The 25292-nt window shown below is 66.1% G+C and carries 22 protein-coding genes and 1 riboswitch; of the genes, 15 read left to right on the top strand and 7 right to left on the bottom strand.

All coding sequences use genetic code 11. From position 1 onward, the window contains the following. Positions 1–52 precede the first annotated feature (52 nt). The gene (locus QA649_RS01310) at positions 53–799 is read right to left on the bottom strand and encodes a uroporphyrinogen-III synthase (protein WP_283022624.1); all 747 of its coding nucleotides are present in this window, start codon (positions 797–799) and stop codon (positions 53–55) included. A 151-nt stretch (positions 800–950) separates the two neighbouring features. Between QA649_RS01310 and tsaD the strand changes: the two genes are divergently transcribed. The 3 genes from tsaD to QA649_RS01295 are packed head-to-tail and all read left to right on the top strand — an operon-like array spanning position 951 to position 3421. Then, a complete protein-coding gene (gene tsaD / locus QA649_RS01305; RefSeq protein ID WP_283022623.1) occupies positions 951–2024 on the top strand; it encodes a tRNA (adenosine(37)-N6)-threonylcarbamoyltransferase complex transferase subunit TsaD in 1074 nt (357 codons plus the stop codon). Continuing rightward, complete coding sequence (locus QA649_RS01300; protein ID WP_283022622.1) at positions 2025–3005, top strand: NAD(P)H-dependent glycerol-3-phosphate dehydrogenase; 981 nt, start codon at positions 2025–2027, stop codon at positions 3003–3005. It begins immediately after the preceding gene. Between the two features lie 2 nt (positions 3006–3007). After that, on the top strand, positions 3008–3421 hold the full coding sequence (locus QA649_RS01295) for an EVE domain-containing protein (RefSeq protein ID WP_283022621.1): 414 nt from the start codon (positions 3008–3010) through the stop codon (positions 3419–3421). 39 nt (positions 3422–3460) lie between these two features. Here QA649_RS01295 and QA649_RS01290 read toward each other — a convergent pair whose 3' ends face one another. After that, a complete protein-coding gene (locus tag QA649_RS01290; protein ID WP_283026228.1) occupies positions 3461–4555 on the bottom strand; it encodes an adenylate/guanylate cyclase domain-containing protein in 1095 nt (364 codons plus the stop codon). A gap of 101 nt (positions 4556–4656) precedes the next feature. Between QA649_RS01290 and QA649_RS01285 the strand changes: the two genes are divergently transcribed. Continuing rightward, a complete protein-coding gene (locus QA649_RS01285; RefSeq protein WP_018645094.1) occupies positions 4657–5112 on the top strand; it encodes an SRPBCC family protein in 456 nt (151 codons plus the stop codon). Between the two features lie 110 nt (positions 5113–5222). Here QA649_RS01285 and QA649_RS01280 read toward each other — a convergent pair whose 3' ends face one another. Further along, entirely contained in the window at positions 5223–6392 is a 1170-nt protein-coding gene (locus QA649_RS01280; protein WP_283022620.1) for a DNA topoisomerase IB, read from the bottom strand. A 391-nt stretch (positions 6393–6783) separates the two neighbouring features. On the opposite strand from QA649_RS01280, the gene acs reads away from it, so the two are divergent. Continuing rightward, the gene (gene acs, locus QA649_RS01275) at positions 6784–8730 is read left to right on the top strand and encodes an acetate--CoA ligase (protein WP_283022619.1); all 1947 of its coding nucleotides are present in this window, start codon (positions 6784–6786) and stop codon (positions 8728–8730) included. Positions 8731–9170: 440 nt separating this feature from the next. After that, the gene (locus QA649_RS01270) at positions 9171–9686 is read left to right on the top strand and encodes a L,D-transpeptidase (protein WP_283022618.1); all 516 of its coding nucleotides are present in this window, start codon (positions 9171–9173) and stop codon (positions 9684–9686) included. Between the two features lie 54 nt (positions 9687–9740). On the opposite strand, the gene QA649_RS01265 is transcribed toward QA649_RS01270, so the two are convergent. Both QA649_RS01265 and QA649_RS01260 read right to left on the bottom strand, forming a co-directional pair. Then, a complete protein-coding gene (locus QA649_RS01265; RefSeq protein ID WP_283022617.1) occupies positions 9741–10331 on the bottom strand; it encodes a thermonuclease family protein in 591 nt (196 codons plus the stop codon). 89 nt (positions 10332–10420) lie between these two features. After that, the gene (locus QA649_RS01260) at positions 10421–10621 is read right to left on the bottom strand and encodes a DUF1674 domain-containing protein (protein ID WP_018645089.1); all 201 of its coding nucleotides are present in this window, start codon (positions 10619–10621) and stop codon (positions 10421–10423) included. A gap of 187 nt (positions 10622–10808) precedes the next feature. Between QA649_RS01260 and QA649_RS01255 the strand changes: the two genes are divergently transcribed. From QA649_RS01255 to purH, 3 genes are all read left to right on the top strand, one after another. Continuing rightward, positions 10809–12155 (top strand): RsmB/NOP family class I SAM-dependent RNA methyltransferase, encoded by a 1347-nt coding sequence (locus QA649_RS01255; RefSeq protein ID WP_283022616.1) that lies wholly within the window; start codon positions 10809–10811, stop codon positions 12153–12155. Between the two features lie 158 nt (positions 12156–12313). Next, on the top strand, positions 12314–14032 hold the full coding sequence (locus QA649_RS01250) for a heparinase II/III family protein (RefSeq protein ID WP_283022615.1): 1719 nt from the start codon (positions 12314–12316) through the stop codon (positions 14030–14032). Positions 14033–14091: 59 nt separating this feature from the next. Further along, a riboswitch (ZMP/ZTP riboswitch) is annotated at positions 14092–14173 on the top strand. Positions 14174–14197: 24 nt separating this feature from the next. Continuing rightward, positions 14198–15790 (top strand): bifunctional phosphoribosylaminoimidazolecarboxamide formyltransferase/IMP cyclohydrolase, encoded by a 1593-nt coding sequence (gene purH / locus QA649_RS01245; RefSeq protein ID WP_283022614.1) that lies wholly within the window; start codon positions 14198–14200, stop codon positions 15788–15790. A gap of 155 nt (positions 15791–15945) precedes the next feature. Here the strand turns inward: purH and QA649_RS01240 are convergent, their stop codons facing one another. Beyond that, positions 15946–17331 carry an MFS transporter gene (locus QA649_RS01240; RefSeq protein ID WP_283022613.1) on the bottom strand — a complete coding sequence of 462 codons (1386 nt, stop codon included), beginning with the start codon at positions 17329–17331 and terminating at the stop codon, positions 15946–15948. 103 nt (positions 17332–17434) lie between these two features. Between QA649_RS01240 and ggt the strand changes: the two genes are divergently transcribed. After that, a complete protein-coding gene (ggt, locus tag QA649_RS01235) occupies positions 17435–19183 on the top strand; it encodes a gamma-glutamyltransferase (RefSeq protein WP_283022612.1) in 1749 nt (582 codons plus the stop codon). Positions 19184–19280: 97 nt separating this feature from the next. Further along, positions 19281–20576, top strand: coding sequence for an MFS transporter (locus QA649_RS01230; protein ID WP_283022611.1), 1296 nt, complete (start codon positions 19281–19283; stop codon positions 20574–20576). Between the two features lie 113 nt (positions 20577–20689). Here the strand turns inward: QA649_RS01230 and QA649_RS01225 are convergent, their stop codons facing one another. Continuing rightward, entirely contained in the window at positions 20690–21355 is a 666-nt protein-coding gene (locus QA649_RS01225) for a glutathione S-transferase (RefSeq protein ID WP_283022610.1), read from the bottom strand. 157 nt (positions 21356–21512) lie between these two features. Here QA649_RS01225 and QA649_RS01220 point away from each other — a divergent pair, with 157 nt between their 5' ends. The 4 genes from QA649_RS01220 to panE all read left to right on the top strand — a co-directional run bounded on the left by QA649_RS01220 (position 21513) and on the right by panE (position 25268). After that, positions 21513–22094: a DUF2239 family protein gene (locus QA649_RS01220; protein ID WP_283022609.1), complete on the top strand. Its 582-nt coding sequence runs from the start codon at positions 21513–21515 to the stop codon at positions 22092–22094. 89 nt (positions 22095–22183) lie between these two features. Continuing rightward, on the top strand, positions 22184–23533 hold the full coding sequence (locus QA649_RS01215) for an MATE family efflux transporter (protein ID WP_283022608.1): 1350 nt from the start codon (positions 22184–22186) through the stop codon (positions 23531–23533). Between the two features lie 89 nt (positions 23534–23622). Further along, positions 23623–24231 carry a 2-hydroxychromene-2-carboxylate isomerase gene (locus QA649_RS01210; RefSeq protein ID WP_283022607.1) on the top strand — a complete coding sequence of 203 codons (609 nt, stop codon included), beginning with the start codon at positions 23623–23625 and terminating at the stop codon, positions 24229–24231. Between the two features lie 113 nt (positions 24232–24344). Further along, complete coding sequence (panE, locus tag QA649_RS01205) at positions 24345–25268, top strand: 2-dehydropantoate 2-reductase (protein WP_283022606.1); 924 nt, start codon at positions 24345–24347, stop codon at positions 25266–25268. Positions 25269–25292: the final 24 nt, after the last annotated feature.

Genomic DNA, 25292 nt, shown 5'->3' with positions numbered 1-25292 from the left:
CCTAGCATAGATCCCTAAACGGACCCGATCGCGCCGGATTCGGCCCGACCTCTTACGCCAAACGGGTACGCAAAGCACGCTCCAAGGTGTCAAATAAGGCATTTTCGTCCGGCGTCGCGGCGACCAGAACCTGCGACGCACCGGCATCGCGCAGCACGCCGGCGACCGTTTCGGACAGGCAGCATTGCGGGATCGCCAGCGCCGAAATTTCGACGCCTTCGTCCCGCGCTGCGTCCAGGAACGCCCGCGCGCTGCGCCGGGAGTAGTGCAGCACCGCCTCGACCCAGTGGGCGGCAAAGCCCTCGCAGACCTCGCGCGGCAGATGCTTGACCGGCGCCATGCGATAGGTGGTCTGCGTCACCACGTTGAATCCTTCCGCACCGAGCTCGCCGCCGAGATCGCGCGACAGATCGGCGCCGGCAAGATAAAGCAGCGTGCTTTTCTTCTTCAGCACCTTGTCGCGCGCGCTTTGCACGACCTTGTCGCGCAAGGCCGCAGCATCGCCGCCGGCGACGATGACCTCGCCAAAGCCGGCGTCGCGCGCGGCAGACGCGGTGTGCTCGCCGACCGCAAACAGCGGCAGCTCCAAAAGGCCGAGGTCCCGCAATTGCGGCGCGACGGCGCGGATCGCATTGGCCGACGTGACGATGACGGCGCCATAGCCCGCTTCGCTCTCGTCATGGAAAGCGACCGGCTCGAACTTGAGCACCGGCGCGAGCAGCACCACATGCCCCCGCGCGCGCAGATTGTCCGCAGTTGCCTCATTGTCGGGATGCGGCCGTGTGACAAGAATGGACATCGCTGGTGTTCCCGAACCGCGTGACGGTGACGCATTCGCCGGGATCGCTGCGCGTGACGATTGCGCAATCTGGCCCCGGAATGCTACCGGACTTACCAGAACTCTGCTTTATGGATCAGTGCAAGGGCGCAAATTGGATAACGATTCGCCAATGCTGGTATTGGGCATCGAAACCACCTGCGACGAGACCGCCGCGGCGGTGATCGAGCGCGCGCCTGACGGCAGTGGCAAGATCCTGTCCAACATCGTGCGCTCGCAGGTCGAGGAGCATGCCCGCTTCGGCGGCGTGGTGCCGGAGATCGCGGCGCGCGCGCATGTCGACGTGCTCGACGGGATCATCGACCGCGCCATGCACGAAGCCGGCATCGACTATGCCCAGCTCGACGGCGTCGCAGCGGCCGCAGGGCCCGGGCTGATCGGCGGCGTGATCGTCGGACTCACCACCGCGAAGGCGATCGCGATGGTGCATGACACGCCGCTGGTCGCGGTGAACCATCTGGAGGCGCATGCGCTGACGCCGCGCCTCACCGACGGAATCGATTTTCCCTACTGCCTCTTCCTCGCCTCGGGCGGCCATACCCAGATCGTGGCAGTTACCGGCGTCGGCCAGTATGTGCGACTCGGCACCACCGTTGACGACGCCATCGGCGAAGCCTTCGACAAGGTCGCGAAGATGCTGGGGCTGCCATACCCCGGCGGCCCGCAGGTCGAACGCGCGGCGGGTAACGGCGATGCCACGCGCTTTGCGTTCCCGCGGCCGATGCAGGGACGTCCCGATGCCAATTTCTCGCTGTCCGGATTGAAGACGGCAGTCCGCACCGAAGCGAGCCGGCTCGCCGAGATCACGCCGCAGGACATCAGCGATCTCTGCGCGGGCTTCCAGGCCGCGGTGCTGGATTCGACCGCCGACCGCCTGAACGTCGGCCTCAAACTTTTCCGCGAGCAGTTCGGCGCGCCGCGCGCGCTCGTGGCCGCCGGCGGCGTTGCCGCCAATCAGGCGATCCGCGGCGCGCTGCATGACGTCGCGCGGCAGGCCGGGACGGAGCTGATCCTGCCGCCGCCCGCGCTCTGCACCGACAATGGCGCGATGATCGCCTGGGCCGGCGCCGAGCGCCTTGCGCTCGGAATGACCGACACGATGGAGGCGCAGCCGCGCGCACGCTGGCTGCTCGACGCCAATGCGACGGCGCCAGCGGGCTACGGCAAGACGCGGGCGGGATACTAGATGACCGCGTTCCAATCCATCGCGGTGATCGGAGCGGGCGCCTGGGGTACGGCGCTGGCGACGGTGGCGGCGCGGGCAGGGCGGAACGTGACGCTCTGGGCCCGCAACGCGGAGCATGCGACGCGGATTGCATCGACGCGCGACAATCCGCGACTGCCCGGCGTGCGGCTTGCTTCGGAGATTGTCGTCACGAGCGATCTCGCGGAGGCGTCGCGCGCGGAGATGCTGCTGATCGCAACGCCTGCGCAGCATCTGCGCGGCGCGGTCAACATGCTGGCCGCGCACATCACGAAGCCGGTACCGATCATCGCCTGCGCCAAGGGCATCGAGCACGGCACCCACAAGTTCATGACCGACGTGATCGCGGAAGCCGCGCCGCACGCGCAGCCGGCGATCCTGTCGGGTCCGAGCTTTGCCGACGACGTCGCGCGCGGCCTGCCGACGGCGGTGACATTGGCGGCCAAGGAGGAAGCGCTGGCGAGCAGCCTGGTGCAGGCGCTGGGCTCGCCGACATTCCGCCCCTATCACTCCACCGACATTCGCGGCGTCGAGATCGGCGGCGCCGCCAAGAACGTGCTGGCGATCGCGGTCGGCATTGCGGTCGGGCGCAAGCTCGGCGCCTCGGCCCAGGCGGCGCTGACGACCCGCGGCTTTGCCGAACTGACGCGCCTCGGCCGCGCGCTCGGCGCCCGCAGCGAGACGCTCACCGGCCTGTCGGGCCTCGGTGATCTGATCCTCACCTGCTCGAGCCCGCAATCGCGCAATTTTGCGCTCGGCCTCGCGCTCGGGCGCGGCGAGCAGCCGTCCGCCGGCAAGCTTGCAGAAGGCGAATTCACCGCGCCGGTGCTGATCGAACTCGCAGCTTCGCAAAACATCGAGATGCCGGTATCAGAAGCGGTCGCGTCGATCCTGAGCGGCCGCAGCACGATCGACGGCGCGATCTCGGGGCTGTTGACGCGGCCCTTCAAGGCAGAGGAATGAGCATGGCGTACTGGCTGGTGAAATCCGAACCGTCGGTGTGGTCCTGGGACCAGCAGGTGGCGAAGGGCGCCAAGGGCGAGGCCTGGACCGGCGTGCGCAACTACACCGCGCGCATCAACCTCGTGAACATGAAGAAGGGCGACAAGGCGTTCTTCTATCATTCCAACGAAGGCAAGGAGATCGTCGGCATCGCCGAGATCATCAAGGAGGCCTATCCCGATCCGACCGACAAGACCGAGAAATTCGTCTGCGTCGACATCAAGGCCGACAAGCCGTTGAAGACACCGGTGACGATGGCCGCGATCAAGGCCGAGAAGAAGCTCAAAGACATGGCGCTGGTGAAATATTCGCGCCTCTCGGTGCAGCCGGTGACGGCAGAAGAGTGGAAGCTCGTCTGCAAGATGGGCGGGATGTAGGCGCTGCCGTAGCCCGGATGGAGCGCAGCGTAATCCGGGCTACGATGTCCGGTTCTGCGTCTCCGGTAGCGCAAACACCTCGCAAGGCGCGGCAATGCCGCGCAGCGAATGCGATCCGAGCGCGATCAGCGGCATCTCCGTCTCGGCGGCGAGTGCACCCGACACCAGCACCGTCCTGCCGAGCGGCTTGCACAATCCCTCGAGCCGGCTGGCGAGATTGACGGCGGGCCCGATCGCGGTGAAGTCGAGCCGGTTGGCGGCGCCGATATTGCCCCAGAGCATCTCGCCGAGATGGAGCGCGGCACCGAACGCGAGCGGCGGCGAGCCTTGAGCTTGGCGCTCGGCGTTGAGATAGGCCATGCCGGCTTCGGCCGCACTTGCCGCGCGGAGAGCGGCATCGCAGGCGCGGCGCGGCGATGCCTCGAGCACCGGAAAGATCGCGAGCACGCCGTCGCCGATGAATTTCAGCACCTCGCCGCCGAAGGCGTGAACGGCGCCGGCGATGCGATCGAACCATGCATCGAGCGCCGCGATGACCTGGGCAGGCGGCGTGGTTTCCGAGAGGATCGTGAAATTGCGCAGGTCTGCATAAAGCAGCGCGGCCTGGATGGTCTCGCCGAGATCGCGGCGCAGAGGCGCCGCCAGCACCCGTTCCGCGCTGCGCTTGCCGAGGTAAGCATCGAGCGTCGCCCGCAACGTGGCACGCGCGGCAAGCACGGCAAGGGGCGTCGCCGCGAAGCGAGCAGCCTGGCGCAATTGCTCGATCTCATCCGCCGTGAACGGACGCGGCCCGATCCAGCCGAGCAGCGGCCCATCGGCCCGTCCAACGACATCCTCATGCACCTCGCCGCCTGCGATGTCGCGCAACCAGCGGCGACCGGCATCGTTGGGCGGGTCGGGCGCAAGGCCGCCTGGCGCGAAGCCGAGCGCTTCGATGACGCTGCCAGTCTCGGCGCGCCACAGCCAGGTCCGCTTCGCGATCAGCGGATGCGGCACCTCCAGCGTCAGGGCGCCCGCCGCAAGCGGCACGCCGTCGGCGATCAGATGCGCACCGAGTTCCGCCAGCAGGCGGTCCGCTCCGGGGCAATCCGAGGCGGCATCGACGAGCCAGGCGAGGGGCGGGGACAAATGCATGGCCCGATGATGGCGAAGCAAGGCCGTCTTTGTCACGGGCAATCCTTGACGGAGCGCAGGGCCGCCGCCATGTCCCATCGTCAGACCAGGGATGATCGCCGATGACCGAGCCGTTCATAGTGCGACGCGAGACCCAGATCGCCGCCCCGCGCGCCACCGTCTTTGCCTATCTCACCGACCCCGAGAAGATCCTGAGTTGGATGGGGTCGGACGCAACCACGGAACCGCATCCCGGCGGGCTCTATCTTCTGAAGGGCATCGGTCCGCGCGGCGCCGCGGCCCGCGGCGCCTTCCGCGAGGTCGTGCCGGTGCATCGCCTGGCCTACACGTTCGGCTGGGAGGGCGGTCAGGAAGTGCCGCCCGGCTCGAGCCTGATCGAGATCGATTTGATCGAGCGCGACGGCGGCACGCTGCTGCGCATGACCCATAGCGGGCTGCCGAATGCGGAACAGGCGGCGGCACATGCGAAGGGATGGGCGCACTACCTGGAACGGCTCACAAGCGTAGCGGCTGGCGGCGATCCCGGTCCGGACAGGGGTGTGTCCGACAAGACGTAGCTCTCGTACGGTGGGCAAAGGCGCGCTCTTCGCGCCGTGCCCACCACCTTTCACCATGAGCAATGGTGGGCACGGCGCTACGCGCCTTTGCCCACCCTAAGGCAGCGTCGCTACACCGCCGCGGTCGCCACCACCTGCGCCAGCAGCTGCTCGCGCCTTGCCTGCGAACGCTGGCCCTTCATCGTCGCAGCAAAACGCTCGAGGATGCCATCCTCGAACGCGGTGACGATGGTGTCGTGGACGTAGCTCTTGCGGCAGATCGCCGGCGTGTTCGAGAGCTTGTCGGCCGCGGCGCGGATCGCGTCCAGCACCTGCTTCTTGCGGCCGCGCTGGCTGGTCGCCGGCGTGATCCGCGACAGCGATTCCACCACGACGGCTGACGCCATCAGCGTGCGAAAATCCTTCAGCGAGATCTTGATGCCCGCGATCTCGCGCAAGAACGCGTTCACCTGCGTGGTGTTGACCGCGCGGACGATGCCGTAGGCGTCGCGATACTGGAACATGCGCTTGCCGGGAACGCCGCGCAGAATGCCGATGGCGCGCACCAGCTTGGCCGCGTCGCATTCCTTCCGCACCGCCTTGCCGCCCTTGGCCTTGAAGGTCAGCACGAAGCTATCCTCTTCGAGCGTGACGTTGGCCTTGAGCAGCGTGGTGGCGCCGCGGGTGCCGTTCAGACGGGCATAGGATTCATTGCCCGGGCGGATCGCGGTGCGCGCGATCAGCTCGATCACGGCCGAAAGCGCGAATTCGCGCGTCGGCTCGTCGCCCGACAGGAACGCCGAGACCTTGCGCCGTATCTTCGGCAGCGCGCCGACGAGCTTCTCCAGGCGATGCGCCTTGCGGTGCTCGCGGACCTTCTCCCAGTCGGCGTGATAGCGGTATTGCAGCCGGCCTGCGGCATCGCGACCCACGGCCTGGAGATGCGAGCTCGGATCGGCCGAATAACGCACCTCGCGGTAGGCCGGCGGCACCGCCATGGCGTGCAGCCGGCGGATGGTGCGGGCGTCGCGGATATGGGCGCCGTTGGGGCGCACGAAGGAATAGCCCTTGCCGCGCCTGATGCGGCGGATGGTCAGCTCGTTCTGGTCGCCGAGCCGCAGGCCCAGCTCCCTGGCGAGCGCCTCGACGGCCGCCGGAGATGCTGAATCGAACACCTTTTTCGGGCTGGGACGGGTGGAACCGGCCGGTTTCGGCCATTGTCCGAGGGCTTTGGCCAGCGCAATAGCGGCAGGATCGGCTGAAGCGGGCCGCAACCTCCCGAGATTCTGCTGATCCATCATAGCCTTACGCCTTAGCCCTGCCTGTTATCGGTCAATGCCGCTGTTCTGATTTTTGTTCCACGGGGTCTCTTCGGACCCGGGTTGGCCATTTAGGGTGTTCCGAACCGTATTGCGAGTCCCGAATCAGTGAAGGGCGGTTCCTAAATACCTCCAGCCAGCGCATGGGGGCTCTGCAGGGGCCTATTCCGCGGTTTGGGTAAAGAGCCGAAAGGCGCCCCGTCGGCCTGTTTCAGATTTGCGACAGCCAACCTGGCTGACCTTGACCCTCCGCATGGTCGGCGGCCCGCCGAAGGTCCAGCTTGTGCTCCTTGTCGGGTCCGGTTAGCCCGACGCATAATCCGTCAAATGATGCTGTCGGCATGGCCTGAGCTTGCCGCATGTGGAGGGAAATATGTCCGAGAAGATCTATGACGTGCCGGCGGAATGGGCGAAGCGCGCCTGGGTCGACCAGGCCAAGTACAAGGACATGTACGCCCGCTCGATCTCGGACCCGAGCGGCTTCTGGGCCGAACAGGCCAAGCGCATCGACTGGATGAAGACGCCGACTAGAATCGAGAACGTCTCCTTCGCGCCCGGCAACATCTCGATCAAATGGTTCGAGGACGGCGTCCTCAACGTCGCCCACAACTGCATCGACCGGCACCTCCACACGCGCGCCAACCAGACCGCGATCATCTGGGAAGGTGACGATCCCTCGCAATCCCGCCACATCACCTACAAGGAGCTGCACGACGAGGTCTGCCGGATGGCAAACATCCTGCGTACCCGCAACGTCAAGAAAGGCGACCGCGTCACCATCTACCTGCCGATGATCCCCGAGGCCGCCTATGCGATGCTGGCCTGCGCGCGGATCGGCGCGATCCACTCCGTGGTGTTCGCGGGCTTCTCGCCCGACAGCCTCGCCCAGCGCATCAACGACTGCCAATCCAAGGTGATCATCACCGCGGACGAAGGCCTGCGCGGCGGCAAGAAGGTGCCGCTGAAGGCCAATGTCGACGCAGCGCTCGCCAAAGCCGACGGCGTCGACTGGGTCGTCGTGGTCAAGCGCACCGGCGGCAAGATCGACATGAACCCGACGCGCGACCTCTGGTACCACGAGGCCGCGGCGATGGTGACGACGGAATGCCCGGTCGAGCACATGCATGCCGAGGATCCGCTGTTCATCCTCTACACCTCGGGTTCGACCGGCCAGCCCAAGGGCGTGCTGCACACCACGGGCGGCTACCTCGTGTTCGCCTCGATGACGCATCAATACGTCTTCGACTATCACGACGGCGACATCTACTGGTGCACCGCCGATGTCGGCTGGGTCACCGGCCACAGCTACATCCTCTACGGACCGCTCGCCAACGGTGCGACCACGCTGATGTTCGAGGGTGTGCCGAATTACCCGGATAATTCGCGGTTCTGGAACGTCATCGACAAGCACAAGGTCAACATCTTCTACACCGCGCCGACGGCGATCCGCGCGCTGATGCAGAGCGGCGACGAGCCGGTGAAGAAGACCTCGCGCGCTTCGCTCCGCCTGCTCGGCTCGGTCGGCGAGCCCATCAATCCCGAAGCCTGGGAATGGTATCACCGCGTCGTCGGCGACGACCGCTGCCCGATCGTCGACACCTGGTGGCAGACCGAGACCGGCGGCATTTTGATCACGCCGCTGCCGGGCGCGACGAAACTCAAACCGGGCTCTGCGACGCAGCCGTTCTTCGGCGTGGTGCCTGAAATCGTCGACGCCGACGGCAAGGTGCTGGAAGGCGAGACCACCGGCAATCTGTGCCTGACGCGGTCATGGCCGGGCCAGATGCGCACGGTCTATGGCGATCACGCGCGCTTCGAGCAGACCTACTTCTCGACCTACAAGGGCAAGTATTTTACGGGCGACGGCTGCCGTCGCGATGCCGACGGCTATTACTGGATCACCGGCCGCGTCGACGACGTCATCAACGTGTCCGGCCATCGCATGGGGACCGCGGAAGTCGAGAGCGCACTGGTCGCGCATGAGAAGGTGTCGGAGGCCGCCGTGGTCGGCTTCCCGCACGACATCAAGGGCCAGGGCATCTACGCCTATGTCACCCTGATGGCCGGCGTGCAGCCGACCGACGATCTGCGGAAAGAACTCGTGACCTGGGTGCGCAAGGAGATCGGCCCGATCGCCTCGCCCGACCAGATCCAGTTCGCGCCGGGCCTGCCAAAGACCCGGTCGGGCAAGATCATGCGCCGCATCCTGCGCAAGATCGCCGAGGACGAGCCGGGCAGCCTGGGAGACACCTCGACCCTCGCCGATCCCGCCGTGGTCGACGATCTCGTGAAGAACCGGCAGAACAAGAAGTCGGCGTAAGCCGCTCTCGTGCCCCGGACGCAGCGCAGCGCGCACTTGCGGTGCGCTGCAGAGCCGGGGCCCATGCAACGGCGGATCGTGCGGCCTCCTGGGTCCCGGCTCTGCGTCGCGTCACTTCGTGCCGCGCCTTGTCCGGGACACGAACCATTTGCATTCCGTCGCGCCGTCGCACGCCCCCTAAAACAACAGCCATTCACATCCTCACGCTCTTGTCAGGGCGCGCGGCGGCGCGGCTGCATCTTTCCCTCCGACTGTTGTTTTCAGGTCATTTACTTTATTTCGAACATTTCCTTTGTTCCCCCTGCCGGCTGGCCCTCGGTGGCCGTGCTTGGAAACCATCCGGTTAACGGGCGCGGTTAATACTGTGTGGGCGAGCGGGCCATTGCCGGGTTTTGCGTAGATTGGGACGACCCGTTCGGGGCAACGGAAGGGAAGCATTGATGTCGATGAGGATTGCGGTGGCACTGGCCGCCACCATCGGGGCAGGAGTCATGATGTCGTCCGCGGCCGAGGCGCGGCCGGAAATGGTGGGTGCGCATCCGGGCGACTATTCGCCGGGCACCATCGTGGTGAAGACCAACGAGCGCAAACTCTATCTCATTCTCGATAGCGGCCACGCCGTGCGCTACCCGGTCGGCGTCGGCAAGTCCGGCAAGCAGTGGGCCGGCACCACCCGCATCGACGGCAAGTACCGCAACCCGGCCTGGTCGCCGCCCGCCGAGGTCAAGCGCGACAAGCCGCAGCTACCCGACGTCATTCCCGGCGGCTCGCCGCGCAACCCGATGGGCGTTGCCGCCATGACTCTGGCCGGCGGTGAATATGCCATCCACGGCACCAACGTGCCGGGCTCGGTCGGCGGCTTCGTCTCCTATGGCTGCATCCGCATGCTCAACGACGACATCACCGATCTCTACAGTCGCGTCTCGGTCGGCACCACGGTGGTCGTGACGCGCTGATCGCTAAATCGCAAGAGAATCGAAAAGGCCGCGTCATTCGACGCGGCTTTTTTGTTACCAGAAGCGCCTGCTCCGCGCGCACCAGCCGTCGCGATGGCCGCCATCGTAGCTCCGCGCGTAGCCGCCGGCGAGCAACGCTGCGGACACGTTGGCGGTGCGCCTGGTGGCGACGTCGGCGAGAACGCGGCCATATTTGTCAGCTCCGAGATTGCTGATGGTCACGTCACCCTGGCCGAGCAGATCGCGCAGCGCGGCGGTCGCGGCCTTGGCCTTGTCCAGTTCATCCTGACAGGATGCTTTCATCTCCGGCGCGTCAATGCCGCGCAGGCGAACCCGCACGACGAGATCGCGGCCGTTGCGCTGGAGCACGCGCGCGAGAAAAGTATCGCCGTCAACGGTGCGGATGACATCGACCGGCTGGCGTGCATTGGCGTTGCCGGACTGCTGCAGGACGATCTCGGTATCTTTCGCCCGTCCTTCGGCGTCATGCGCAGCAGGCCAGTTCGTTCCGTGCCGGGAGACGAGCACCAGAGCCGTCGCGGCTCCGACCACGAACATCCACGGCAACAGCCCCGAGAAGCGCCGGCCGAACGGCGAGCGTCTGTAGTACGGCCGGTATGGGCGACTGGGCTCGAAGCGCGGCATCCGTGCACGCTAGGGCTGAGTCGGCTGAACCGGCAAGATGCCTCAAGAGGAGAGTATGTAGGAAGGCGAGGGTATGCCGGACCTGCAGCTCAAAAATCCGACGCAATGCCCTTGCGCTCCCAATCCCCGTAACGGGTGGGCTCAGGCCCCTTCGGTCCCTGCAATTCCTTGGGACCCGCTTCGGCATGAGCCGCAGCAGCAGCCTGCCGGCGCGCTTCGGCTTCGGCCAACGCGCGCTGGGCAGCCGGCGGGAGCTGCTTGCGATCAGGAACGGAGGGCTGGTCACTCATGTCGGCGCTCCTAGCGCAAGATCACGGGGCATGCGAGGTCCAATATCGCATTGCTGAAATGGTCATGGCGGGCTGCAAAGGCGAGAGACCATTCTTACATTTGGCATATTCGCGTGCCACAGATCGAATTCTCTAGGCATGCGCCCATTGCGGCGGAACTGCCGCTCGCTCAGAACCTTGCTTCCGCATGCCATCTCAACGTTTCGCCCCACCATCCGAAGTGCCTGGTCTCGCGGCGCGGCGGATTGCCGCCGACATCGTCGACGGCGTCCTGCACAAGCACCGCACGCTTGACGACCAGCTCGACGGCGGCGGCGCCCATCCCGGGCTGAAGACGCTGGCCGACCGCGACCGCGCGCTGATGCGCCGCCTGGTTGCGACCGTGCTGCGCCGGCTCGGCACGCTCGGCCATGTCCTGTCCCGCCTGCTCGACAAGGGCATTCCCTCCGACGCACCGCGCGCGCAGAGCGCGCTCCTGATCGGCGCCGCCCAGATCCTCTGGATGGACGTGCCCGATCACGCCGCCGTCGATCTCTCCGTCCGCCTCGTGCAATCCGACCGACGCGCCGCCCGTTATGCGGGCCTCGTCAATGCCGTGCTGCGCCGCTGCGCGCGCGAGGGCAAGGCGCTGGTCGACGAGGTCGCGACGCAATCGCTCGATCTGCCGCCCTGGCTGCTTTCGCGCTGGAGCGCGCATTATGGCGAGAGGGCCGCAAGGGACATGGCGCTGGCGCTCGGCCATGAGCCGTCGCTCGATCTGACCGTGAAGTCGGACGCCGAACAATGGGCGAGCCGCCTGCATGGCGAGACGCTGCCGACCGGGACGGTGCGGATGCTGCTGCACGGCTCGGTGACGATGCTGCCCGGCTTCGCCGAGGGACAATGGTGGGTGCAGGACGCCGCCGCCGCACTGCCGGCCCGGCTGTTCGGTGACATCAAGGGCAAGTCCATTGCCGATCTCTGCGCCGCGCCCGGCGGCAAGACCGCGCAACTGGCGCTATCAGGCGCGCATGTCACGGCAATCGACCGCTCGCCCGCCCGTGTGGCGCGGCTGCGCGAGAATCTGGCGCGGCTGTCGCTCCAGGCCGAGACCGTCGTCGCCGACGCCGTGGAGTGGGCCGGCCCGCCTGAAGGTTTCGACGGCATCCTGATCGACGCGCCTTGTACCTCGACCGGCACCATCCGCCGTCATCCCGACGTCGCCTGGCTCCGTCAGGAATCCGACATCGCCGCCCTGACCGCGCTCCAGCAGCGGCTGCTGAAGAAATCCGTCTCGCTGCTCAAGCCGGGCGGCACGCTGGTCTACTGCACCTGTTCGCTGGAACCCGAGGAAGGCGAGCAGGCCGTGGCCGCGCTGCTGGCCGCCGAGCCCGCGTTTCGGCGCGTGCCGATCGAGGCGTCGGAGGTCGCGGGCCTCGCCGAAATCATCACCGGAGACGGCGACCTGCGCACCCTGCCGAGCCATCTGCCGAACGCCGATCCCAAGCTCGGCGGGCTCGATGGATTCTTCGCAAGCCGGCTCGTTAAATCCTGATTTTGCACTGGTTTTTGCAATCCCGACGCTGATTCGCGCCGTTCAGGGTGGTGTCAGCCGGTCGATTTTGGGATTAATAAGGATTCGTCGGAATCCTCTCTCCCCCTTCAAGGCAAGGCGTGTCGGTCGCTCAACGCAGACGTATCTCGACGCTGGTCATGAACCGCTTCGCGCGGAACATGCTCGCGCGCGCGAGCGGCGGTTCTGTTGCGCTGTCGCGGGTGTGGCCCAGCCGCACCGACCGGCTGATCATCGCGCCGCATGACTTACGCACCGCGGATGCGACCCGCGCCGCCGAGATCTATGCCGGCCGCTTCGTCTTCGCCGGCAAGATCGTCAATTGCCACGGCCGCTCGATCTTCGATCTCGAGCCGCCGTCGGAGGATTGGGAGGTCGCGCTGCTCGGCTTCGGCTGGCTGCGCCATTTGCGCGCCGCCGACACCGCGCTGACACGGGCCAATGCGCGCGCGCTGGTCGAGGACTGGATCGCCAACCCCGCCAACAAGCGCCGCCCCGTCGCGCGGCGCGCCGACGTGCTGGCGCGGCGCGTGATCTCGCTGCTGTCGCAGGCGCCGCTGGTGCTCAACGACACCGACAACAAGTTCTACCGCCGCTATTTGCGCGCGCTCGCGCGCGAGATCCGCTTCCTGCGCTACACCATGGTCGACATCCCCGACGGGGTGCCGAAGCTGCAGGTGCTGATCGCGCTGTGCTATTCGGCGCTGTGCCTCGCCAACCAGGCGCGCCACATCCGCAGCGCCTCGAAAAAGCTCTCGGACGAATTGCAGCGGCAGATCCTGCCCGACGGCGGCCACATCTCGCGCAATCCGGGCGCGCTGATCGAATTGCTGATCGACCTCTTGCCGCTGCGGCAGACCTTCGCCGCGCGCAACATCGCGCCGCCGCCGGCGCTGCTCAACGCCATCGACCGCATGATGCCGATGCTGCGTTTCTTCCGGCACGGCGACGGCAATTTCGCGCTGTTCAACGGCATGAGCGCGACACCTTCCGACCTGCTCGCGACGCTGCTCGCCTATGACGACACCCACGGCGCGCCGATGGCGAACATGCCGCATACCGGCTTCCAACGGCTCGATGCCGGCCAGACCACTTTGATCATCGACACCGGCCCGCCGCCGCCCGCCGGCGTCAGCCACGACGCCCATGCCGGCTGCCTGTCGTTCGAACTGTCCTCCGGCATCAGCCGCATCGTCACCAATTGCGGCATGCCGACCACGGGCCGCGACAATTGGCGACCGTTCGCGCGTGGCACCGCGGCGCATTCGACGCTGACCTATCATGACACGTCGTCATGCCAGTTCGTGGAGATGTCGGCGATGAAGCGGCTGTTGCACGGCTCGCCCGTCACCAGCGGTCCGGTCGAGGTCGAGAGCTATCGCGAGGTCGTGCAGAACGGGACGCTGCTCACGACATCGCATGATGGCTATCTCTCCAAATTCGGAGCGATCCATCGCCGCGTGCTGATGATCGCCAATGACGGCGCGCGCATCGACGGCGAGGACACGCTGTCGCCGCCGCAGGGCGGACGCTTCAAGGGCACGGACGCCGATTTCGCGCTGCGCTTCCATCTGCATCCGGCGGTGAAGGCGAGCCGGCTGTCGGATGCCCGCGGCGTCATGCTGGTGCTGCCGAACCGCGACGTCTGGACCTTCGAGGCGCTCGACGACAAGGTGGATCTCGAGGACAGCGTGTTCCTGGCCGGCAATGACGGCCCGCGCCGCACCGCGCAGATCGTGATCCGGCAGGATGCGCGGCAGGCCCCTTCGATCCGCTGGAGCTTTATCCGCTCCACGGCATCGCCAGCGGTCACCAATGCCCGCCGCAACGCCAGGCGCGAGCCGGAACTTCCGCTGTAACCAGGCGCAATCCGGTCCTATCTAGCCGTTGAGACGCGCGCCAAAAGCTGCTATCGAGCCCTCGCTCGCGCGACTGGCGACCTTGGATGGAGCACCATCGGGAAGCGCGGGACATATCCGCCGCGCGCCTGGGCATAGACACTCCCTTAGCAGAGGATCTTGCTCATGACTGACCATCCCCGCCGCGTCACCCGCGCCCTTCTCTCCGTCTCCGACAAGACCGGCCTGATCGAGTTCGCCAAGGCGCTCGCCGCGCATGATGTCGAGCTGGTTTCCACCGGCGGCACCGCCAAGGCCATCGCCGCCGCCGGCCTCAAGGTGAAGGACGTCTCCGACCTCACCGGCTTCCCCGAGATGATGGACGGCCGCGTCAAGACGCTGCATCCGAAGGTGCATGGCGGCTTGCTCGCGATCCGCGACAACAAAGAGCATGCGGAGGCGATGAAGGCGCATGGCATCGCGCCGATCGACCTGCTCGTCGTCAATCTCTATCCCTTCGAAGCGACGGTCGACAAAGGCGCGGGCTTCGAGGATTGCATCGAGAACATCGACATTGGCGGCCCCGCGATGATCCGCGCCGCCGCGAAGAATCATGACGACGTCGCCGTCGTGGTCGAAGCTGACGACTACAAGGCCGTGCACGACGAGCTCGCCGCCAACAACGGCGCGACCACGCTGAAGCTGCGCCGGCGTCTCGCCGCAAAGGCCTACGCGCGCACCGCGGCCTATGACGCCGCGATCTCGAACTGGTTCAACCGGCAGCTCGAGATCGACGCGCCCGACTTCCGCGCCTTCGGCGGCAAGCTGATCCAGTCGCTGCGCTATGGCGAGAACCCGCACCAGACTGCCGCGTTCTACGCGACGCCGGACAAGCGCCCGGGCGTCTCGACCGCGCGGCAGCTGCAGGGCAAGGAGCTCTCCTACAACAACATCAACGACACCGATGCGGCCTATGAGTGCATCGGCGAGTTCGACGCCAAGCGCACCGCCGCCTGCGTCATCGTCAAGCATGCCAATCCCTGCGGCGTGGCAGAAGGCTCCAACCTCGTCGAGGCCTATCGCAGGGCCCTGGCTTGCGATTCCACCTCGGCCTTCGGCGGCATCATCGCGATGAACCGCGCGCTCGACGCCGACACCGCGCGCGAGATCACGAAGATCTTCACCGAGGTGATCATCGCGCCCGATGCGAGCGAGGAGGCGATCGCCATCATCGGCGGGAAGAAGAACCTCCGCCTGCTGCTCGCCGGCAGCCTGCCCGATCCGCGCGCCCCGGGCCTCACCGCCAAGACGGTGGCGGGCGGCCTCCTCGTGCAGAGCCGCGACAACGCCGTGGTCGACGACATGACCTTCAAGGTCGTGACCAAGCGTGCGCCTGATGACGCGGAGATGCGCGACCTCAAGTTCGCATTCCGGGTGGCAAAGCACGTCAAGTCCAACACCATCATCTACGCCAAGGATCTCGCCACCGTCGGCATCGGCGCGGGCCAGATGAGCCGGGTCGATTCAGCGCGGATCGCGGCGCGCAAGGCGCAGGATGCCGCCAACGAGCTGAAGCTCGCCGAGCCGCTGACCAAAGGCTCGGTCGTGGCGTCGGATGCGTTCTTCCCGTTCGCCGACGGCATGCTCGCCTGCATCGAAGCCGGCGCCACCGCCGTGGTGCAGCCCGGCGGCTCCATGCGCGACGACGAGGTGATCAAGGCCGCCGACGAGCACGGCATCGCCATGGTGTTCACGGGCACGCGGCACTTCAGGCACTGAGCCGATCGGCGGAGCGGGCTGCAAAAGCTACGACGTTTCTATCGACCTCGTCATTGCGAGCGCAGCGAAGCAATCCAGAATCTTTCCGCAGAGGAAGTCTGGATTGCTTCGTCGCTTCGCTCCTCGCAATGACGGGGTGAGATCGCGTAGTGTGGCTAATCCCGCACCCGCATCAATAGCCCCAGCCCCGCAACGAAAAACACTACCAGCACCGCCATGCCGGCCTTCTGGCTCGCGGTCGCGGCGGTGATCATCCCGATCAGCAGCGGGCCGATGAAGGACGTCACCTTCCCGGTCAGCGCGAACAGGCCAAAATACTGCGCGATACGATCCTTGGGCGCGAGGCGGATCAGCAGTGTGCGCGAAGCGGCCTGAAGCGGGCCGCCGGCGGCGCCGATGAGACAACCCAGCAGGAGATAGGCGCGCTCGGCCGCGCTCGAGAACAGCGGCGCGCCTGCTTGCGGCGGCGCCACCTTGACGAACAACACGCTGTCCTTGTCGACCAGAAGGATCGCCGCCACCGACAGCAGCAGGACCAGCAGGCTGCCGGCAATCACGCGCTTCGGCCCGAGACGATCGTCCAGCTTGCCGCCGAGCCATGCGCCGAACGTGCCGGCAATCGCGAGCATGATGCCGAAGCTGCCGATCTGGATCGTGTGCCAGCCGAACGTGCCGGCGGCATAGATGCCGCCGAACGCGAACAGCGACACCAGGCCGTCGGTATAGATCATGTTGGCGAGCAGGAACGCCGCGAGCGACTTCTGCTGCGGCAGACTCTTGATCGATTGCTTGAGCTCCAGCAGGCCCTCGCGCAGTGCCTCACGCACCGGCAGCTTCGCCGGATAATCCGGCGTGAACAGGAACAGCGGCGTCACGAAGATGATGAACCACAGCCCGGTGAGCGGTCCCACGATGCGATCGCCCTGATGACTGACGGGATCGAGCCCGAACAGCGGCGCAAATCCGAGCAGCGTGCGGCCGGTCTCGGGATTGGCGGCGAGGAAGCCGAGCACGATGATCAGGCTGACGATGCCGCCGATGTAACCCGTGGCCCAGCCGGTGCCGGAGAGCCGGCCGATGCGCTCCGGCGGCACCAGGGTCGGCATCATCGCATTGTTGAAGACGGTGGCGAATTCCGCACCGACGCTGGCAAGCGCGACCGCAGTGAGCAGCGGCGGAATGACCGAGGGATCGCCGGGCTTGCCGATCCACAGCGTGCAGGACGCCAGCACCAGCAGCGCGCCGAACCCTGCGATCCAGGGCTTCCTGCGGCCGGACGCATCCGCGATGGCCCCGAGCACCGGCGACAGCAGCGCGATGGCGAGACCCGCAGCCGCCATTGCAAAGCCCCACAGCGATTGGCCCGTGGCAGCATCTGGCGCAACACTGGTCGCGAAATAGGGCGCGAACACGAAGGTCGTTATCAGCGTGAAATAGGGCTGCGCAGCCCAGTCGAAGAAGATCCAGCTGACGACAGCCGCGCGCGGCGGATAGGTCCGCTGCACGCCGGCCATGCGTACATCGGGGGCGATTGTCGTCATTCCGAAGTCCTTATCACGAACAGTTTTGTCCCTCTTAGCGCAAACGGTATAGCATTAAGGAGAGGCGTGTGAACCGGCCCGAGGCCACGGCGGAAATTTGATAATGTCGTCATATTGGACCCGGCGGACATTTGTCGCCTTCCTCGCCACTCTGGCGTTTGGACTTGCGCCTGCGACCGCGCAGGATGCCCGGCGGGCCTATGTTCCGCCGCCGCTCGATACGGTGCACGCCGTTGCCGCCGAGCACGGCATGGTGGTGGCGCAGGAGAAGATCTCCGCGCAGGTCGGCGCCGACATATTGCGACGGGGCGGCAATGCGGTCGATGCCGCGGTCGCGACCGGCTTTGCCATGGCGGTGACCTATCCGCGCGCCGGCAATATCGGTGGCGGCGGCTTCATGGTGATCCATTCCGCCGAGCGCAACGAGGACGTCGCGATCGACTATCGCGAGACTGCGCCGGCCGCGACCACGCCGCAGATCTTCCTCGGTCCCGACGGCAAGCCCGATGCCGCGAAGTCGCGCGATTCCGCGCTCGGCGTCGGCGTGCCCGGCACCGTCGCAGGCCTCGCGCTGGCATTGGAGAAATACGGCTCGGGCCAGTTCACGCTGGCGCAACTGCTCGAGCCTGCGATCGCGCTCGCCCGCGACGGATTCGTCGTCAGCGACGACATCGCCGACAGCCTGCCGGGCTGGCACCGGCGCCTCGCGCGCTGGCCTTCCTCGGCGAAGATTTTTTCACGCCCTGACGGCAGCTCGCTCGGCGAAGGCGATCGGCTGGTGCAGGGCGATCTTGCCGACACGCTGTCGGCCGTCGCGGCACAGGGGCCGCGCGGCTTCTACGAGGGCCCGGTTGCGGAGAAGCTCGCCAAGGCACTGTCCGATGCCGGCGGCATCATGACGGCGGCCGACCTGAAGGCCTATCAGCCGGTGATCCGGACGCCGGTGCGCGGCGCCTATCGCGGCTATGACATCGTCTCGATGCCGCTGCCGTCCTCCGGCGGCGTGGTGCTGGTGGAGACGCTCAACATCCTCGAAGGCTTTCAGCTCGCCGATTTGAAGCAGGGATCGCCGGCCTCGCTGCATCTCCTGATCGAGGCCATGAAGCGCGCCTATGCGGATCGCGCGCGCTATCTCGGCGATCCCGCCTTCGTCAACGCGCCGATCGAGACCCTCACGTCGAAGGACTATGCGGCCAAGCTGCGTGCGGGCATCTCCGCCGACCGCGCCACGCCGTCGAAGCAGCTGGCGTCCGCTGCCGACGCGCCGCGCGAGGGCAGCAACACCACGCATTTTTCGGTCGTCGACAGCCGCGGCAATGCGGTCAGCAACACCTACACGCTGAACTTCAGCTACGGCGTCGGCCTCGTCGCCGAGGGCACCGGCGTGCTGCTCAACAACGAGCTCGACGATTTCACCGCGGCGGTCGGTGCTTCCAACGCCTACGGCCTCGTCGGCTACGAGCCCAATCTGCCCGGCCCCGGCAAGCGTCCGCTGTCCTCGATGTCGCCGACCATCGTTCTGAAGGACGGCAAGCCGGTGCTGGTGACGGGTTCGCCCGGTGGCAGCCGCATCATCTCCACCGTGCTCCAGGTGATCGTCAACGTGCTCGATTACAAAATGGACGTCGCCGCCGCCGTGGCCGCGCCGCGGCTGCATCATCAATGGCTGCCGGACGAAGTGCGCATCGAGCGCGGCTTCTCCGATCAGGTCCTATCCGAGCTGAAGGCCATGGACCACGTCATCGTCGAGCCGATGGGACAGACCTCCGCCAATTCGATTCTCGTGACGCCGAACGGACCGCTCGGCGCCCCCGATCCGCGCACGCGCGGCGCGGAAGCGGCGGGACAGTAACCCGCCGCTGCATGGCATGGCAGCGCGCACCGGCTTGCTCCGGCCGGCGCGCGTGCTACCACCGCGCAGCTTTGAAGAAACTGCCGGGGAAACGCACATGACCACAGCCGATCCGAACCAACGCATCGAGCGCGCAGAGATCGAGGACACCAGCCTTCTCGCGTTCTATCGCGACATGAACACGCCGGAACGGCGGACGTTCTGGGCCTGCGCTGCGGGCTGGGCGCTCGACGGCATGGATTTCATGATCTACCCGCTGGTGATCGGTACCATCATCGCGCTGTGGAAGGTCGACGCGGCTTCCGCAGGCCTCGCCGGCACAGTGACGCTGCTGGCGTCCGCCATCGGCGGCTGGCTCGGCGGCTATCTCTCCGATCATATCGGACGGGTCAGAACGCTGCAGATCACCATCATCTGGTTTTCGTTCTTCTCGCTGGTCTGCGCCGTCGTGCAGAATTTCGACCAGCTCCTGATCGCGCGCGCCGTACTCGGCCTCGGCTTCGGCGGCGAATGGGCTGCGGGCGCCGTGCTGATGGGCGAGGCGATCCGGCCGCAATATCGCGGGCGCGCGGTCGGCTCGGTGCAGTCGGGCTGGGCGGTCGGCTGGGGCCTCGCGGTGCTGTCGCAGGCGATCCTGTTCTCGATCCTGCCGGCGGAGACGGCCTGGCGCTGGATGTTCGTGATCGGTGCGCTGCCGGCGCTGCTGGTGTTCTATATCCGCCGCTCCGTCACCGAGCCGGAGATCGCGGCCGAGGCGCGCGCCAGGCAGGCTGCGAGCGGCGATCGGCCGGCGCTCTGGGAAATCTTCTCCGGCCCGATCCTGAAGACCACGATTTTGGCATCGCTGATGGCGACGGGCTGCCAGGGCGGCTACTACGCCGTCACCTTCTGGGTGCCGCAGTTCCTGACCAAGGAGCGGCATCTGTCGATCGTCGGCTCGACCGGCTATCTCTCGACGCTGATCATCGGCTCCTTCATCGGCTACCTCACCGGCGCCTGGCTCGCCGACCGGATCGGACGGCGCAATCTGTTCCTGATCTTCTCGATCGGCGCCATGGCGGTGGTGCTGCTCTACACGCAGTTGCCGCTGACGAACGAAATCCTGTGGGTGCTCGGTTTCCCGCTCGGCTTCTTCGCCTCGGGCTATTTCTCGGGGATCGGCGCGTTCCTGACAGAACTCTATCCGACGCGGCTGCGTGGCTCCGGTCAGGGCTTTTGCTACAATTTCGGCCGCGGCATCGGCGCGCTGTTTCCGTTCCTCGTCGGCGCACTGTCGGCGACGACGTCGCTCGCGAACGCCATCGCGATCTTCGCGGTGGTGGCCTATGCGGTGTTCTTCATCGCAGCGTTCGCATTGCCGGAGACGCGCGGACGCGTGTTGCACGCGGATTAGTAAGGCGCCGTCATCCCGGGGCGGCTCGAAGAGCCGAACCCGGGATCTCGAGATTGTGGCGCGAGATTCCGGGTTCGGTGCTGCGCACCGCCCCGGAATGACGGAAGAGTGGCTTACCGCCCCACCTGATACGGCCCACCCTTCTCCAGCGCACGCGCATAGGCGGGCCGCGCGTGGATGCGTTCCAGGAACGCCATCGCCTCGGGATGGCCCTGCTCGAGACCGCCGCGCGCTTGCGCGGCTTCCAGCGGGAAGCTCATCTGGATGTCGGCCGCGGTGAACTCGTTGCCGGCGAACCACTCGCTCTTCGCAAGCTCGCCTTCCCAGTAATCCATGTGCTGCTTGAGCTGCGGATTGACCAGCGCCGTCAGCGCCTGGTTGCAGACCTTGCGCACCAGCGGACGCAACAGCGCCGGCGCGCGCTTCGGCATCAGCGTGAACAGCAGCTTCAGGAGCAGCGGCTGCATCGCCGATCCCTCCGCATAGTGCAGCCAATAGGTGAAGCGCAGCCGCTCCGGCGTGTTCGGCGGCGGGATCAGCCGGCCGTTGCCGTAGGTGGCGATGAGATATTCGATGATCGCGCCTGACTCGGCGATGGTGTTGCCGTTGTCGGTGATGACAGGCGACTTGCCGAGCGGATGGATCGCGCGCAGCTCCTTCGGCGCGCGCATGTCCGGCTGGCGCTGATAGCGCACGATCTCGTAGGGCACGCCCAGCTCTTCGAGCAGCCACAGCACGCGCTGTGAGCGCGAATTGTTGAGGTGGTGAACGGTCAGCATCGTGGGGTCCCCGGGCTAGGCGTGATCGGCCGTTCGTGCCAGCCCGGGAACACAATGTCGAGCCGTCGGTATGGATATTTTCACCCGGGTATATTGACGCCTGGAATTTACCCGGGTATTAAGCGCGCCAACGCTGTTCAATATGGCAATGATTCCAATGCAGACGATTTTCACCGCTTTTCAGGGACAACGCCGCCTGGTGTCCGGGCCGGCAGGAGAGGTCGCGCTGGTCGTCAAGCGGGTGGCGCCGCGGCCGGACGAGCCGATCATCATCTTCGAGGATGCCACGGGCCGATCGATCGACTTCGATCTGCGCGGTGGAGATCGCGAGGTGCTGGCGCGCCTGGCGAAGCTTGTCCCGCCCCCTGTTGAGGAGACCGCAGAACCGGCCGAGCCGCGTGGACGCGGCCGGCCGAAGCTCGGCGTGGTCGCACGCGAGGTGACGCTGCTGCCGCGGCACTGGGAATGGCTCGGCGCGCAGCCGGGCGGCGCCTCGGTCGCCCTGCGAAAGCTCGTCGACGAGGCGCGTCGCGCAAGCGGCGACAAGGACCGCGAGCGGCAGGCGCGCGATGCGGCCTATCACTTCATGTCGACCATGGCGGGCAATTTGCCGCAATTCGAGGAAGCCTCGCGCGCATTGTTCGCGGATGACCGGCGACGCTTCACCGGACTGATCGCCGAATGGCCGACTGATATCCGCGACCACATCGTCAAGCTCGCCTACAGCGACCGCGCTTAGGGGTAGCGCTTCTCTCTCAACCCCATCGACGGCCGAGCCGCGCGCGTCGCGCGGCAACGGCTTCGCACGCCCTGATGAAAGGCACATCCATGTCTGCTCCGAAACCACTCTGGACCACGTTCCTCCGCTTCCTCGCGCCGCTGATGCTGAGCAACGCGCTGCAATCGCTGTTCGGCACCGTCAGCAATGTCTATCTCGGCCAGATGATCGGCGTCGACGCACTGGCGGCGGTGTCGGCGTTCTTCCCGGTGATGTTCTTCCTGTTCGCCTTCGTCATGGGCCTCAGCACCGGCGCCACCGTGCTGATCGGCCAGGCCTTTGGCGCGGGCGAGCACGGCAAGATTGGAAGCGTCGCCGGCACGACGCTCGCGGTCGGCCTGCTGCTGTCGATATCGGTCGCGCTGGTCGGCGGGATCTTCAGCCGGCAATTGATGATGATGCTCGCGACGCCCGCTGACATTCTCGACCAGACCAGCGCTTATGCCCGCATCATGCTGCTCACCATGCCGCTCGGCTTCGTCTTCCTGCTGATGACGGCGATGATCCGCGGCGTCGGCGATGCGCTGACGCCGTTGTTGGCGCTGGCCTTGTCGACGACTATCGGCCTGATCCTGACGCCGATGCTGATCCGCGGTGCGTTCGGCATGCCCGTGGCTGGCATCGCCAGTCCGGCATGGGCGGCGGCAATCGCCAACGCGCTGACGCTGATCGCGCTCGCCGTTTATTTGCTGCGGAAGAAGCATGCGCTCGCACCGGACACTGCGTTGCTGGGTCATGTCCGGCTCAACAGAGCCATGCTCGGAAAAATCCTCGGCATCGGGCTGCCAAGCGCGATCGGCATGGTGGTGATGGCGGTCGCCGAGCTGGTGCTGCTCGGCCTCGTCAACGGCTTCGGCTCGAATGCCACCGCGGCTTATGGCGCCGTCAACCAGGTGATGGGCTATACGCAGTTCACGGCGATGTCGATTTCGATCGCGGTCTCGATCCTCGGCGCCCAGGCCGTCGGCGGCGGCGACAAGGCACGGCTCGACGGCATCGTGCGCACCGGTCTTGCGTTCAACATCGTCCTGACCGGCGGGCTGGTGGCGCTGATCTACCTCGCGCCACGCGCCGTGCTCGGCATCTTCATCACCGACGACGCCGTGCTCGATCTGGCAAAGCGACTGCTCGACATCGCCTTGTGGAGCTCGGTGCCGTTCGGTCTGGCCACGGTGTTTTCCGGCGCGATGCGCGCTGGCGGTGTCGCCTTTACGCCGATGCTGCTGTCGATCTTCGCCATTGTCGCGATCGAGCTGCCGGCTGCGGTCATCCTCAGCCGCACCGTCGGCCTCGAGGGCGTGTGGGCCGCCTATCCCATCGTGTTCTGCGCCATGTTCGTTTTGCAGATGGGCTATTACCTTCTGGTGTGGCGCAAGCGGGCAGTCCGGCGCCTGATCTGACCGTCAAAGTATTATGACCGTCATTAAACGATGGACCTGTGGCGCGGCCTGCGCCACAATGAGGAAAAGCTAGATCAGGGAGAACGAATTTGACCCGCACAGCCCCGCAATTCCTGTTCGATTTCGGCAGCCCGAACGCCTATCTCAGCCATCTGGCAATCCCGGCGATCGAGCAGCGGATCGGCGTCAAATTCGAATATATGCCGATCCTACTCGGCGGCATTTTCAAGTCGACCAACAACAAGTCGCCGGCCGAGACGCTCGCCGGCATCAAGAACAAGCGCGAATTCCAGCAGATCGAGACCGAGCGCTTCATCAAGCGCTTCAAGGTCCAGCCTTACGTCATGAACCCCTTCTTCCCGGTCAACACGTTGAACCTGATGCGCACCGCGATCGCAGCGCAGCTCGAGGGCGTGTTCGAGAAATACGTCGACGCCGCGTTTCACCACATGTGGCGCGAGCCGAAGAAGATGGACGACCCTGAAGTCGCGGCGAAGGCGCTGGCGTCGTCTGGCCTCGACGCGCAAAAGCTGTTCGCCCGCGCTCAGGAACCGGAAGTGAAGGCCAGACTGATCAAGAACACCGAGGAGGCGGTCGCCCGCGGCGCGTTCGGCTCGCCGACCTTCTTTGTCGGCAACGAGATGTTTTTTGGCAAGGAGCAGTTGCGCGAGGTCGAGGAGATGGTGTCGGGGACGTAGTCCCTTCATCGCCCGGCGACAGAATGTGATCGCGGCAGCATTCTGGATTGCTTCGCTTCGCTCGCAATGACGACTATAGATGGACCGCCAATAGCAACAAAAAGGAATATCCCATGCGTATCCTCGTGGTCGGCGCCGGCGCCATCGGCGGCTATTTTGGTGGCAGGCTGTTGCAGGCCGGCCGCGACGTCACCTTCCTGGTCAGGCCGCGCCGCGCCGGCGAGCTGGCGAGCGCAGGCCTCGTCATCAAGAGCCCGAATGGCGACGTGACCTTGAAAAATCCGCCGACCGTGCAGGCCGACGCGCTCAAGGACAAGTTCGACGTCGTGCTGCTCAGCTGCAAGGCGTTCGACCTCGACGACGCCATCAAATCGTTCGCGCCCGCGGTCGGGCCGAATACGGCGATCATCCCGATGCTCAACGGCATGAAGCATCTCGACATCCTCGACCAGAAATTCGGCAAGGAGCGCGTGCTGGGCGGGCTCTGTGCCATTGCTGCGACGCTGAACGAGAAGCGCGAGGTGGTGCAGCTGCAGCCGATGCAGTCGCTCAATTACGGTGAGCGCGACGGAAAACTGTCGGACAGGGTCAAGGCCATCGACGAGGCCTTCAAGAGCGGCATCAATGGCGCCACCGCCAGCCAGAACATCATGCAGGACATGTGGGAGAAGTGGGTGTTCCTCTCCTCGCTCGCCGCAAGCACCAGCCTGATGCGCACCTCCGTCGGCAACATCCTCGCCGCGCCCGGCGGCCAGGACTTCCTGCTCGGCATGCTCGATGAGACCAGCGCCATCGCCACGGCGTCCGGCTATCCGCCGGGTGGCCCGTTCTTCGAGCGCGTCAAAGGCAATCTCACCGCCGAGGGATCGCCGATGACGGCGTCGATGTTCCGCGACATCAAGGCGGGCCTGCCGGTCGAAGCCGACCACGTCATCGGCGATCTCATCGCCCGCGCCGACACCGCCAAGGTGCCGGTGCCGAAGCTGCGCATCGCGTACACGCATTTGAAAGCGTATGAGAAGCAGCTGGCGGGGTAGCTCGCGCTCCACACACGATGTCGT

This window comes from Bradyrhizobium sp. CB1717 (assembly GCF_029714325.1).
GTDB lineage: Bacteria > Pseudomonadota > Alphaproteobacteria > Rhizobiales > Xanthobacteraceae > Bradyrhizobium.
The sequence above is the reverse complement of the archived record's forward strand: the minus strand, read 5'-3'. Positions and strand labels throughout refer to the sequence as shown.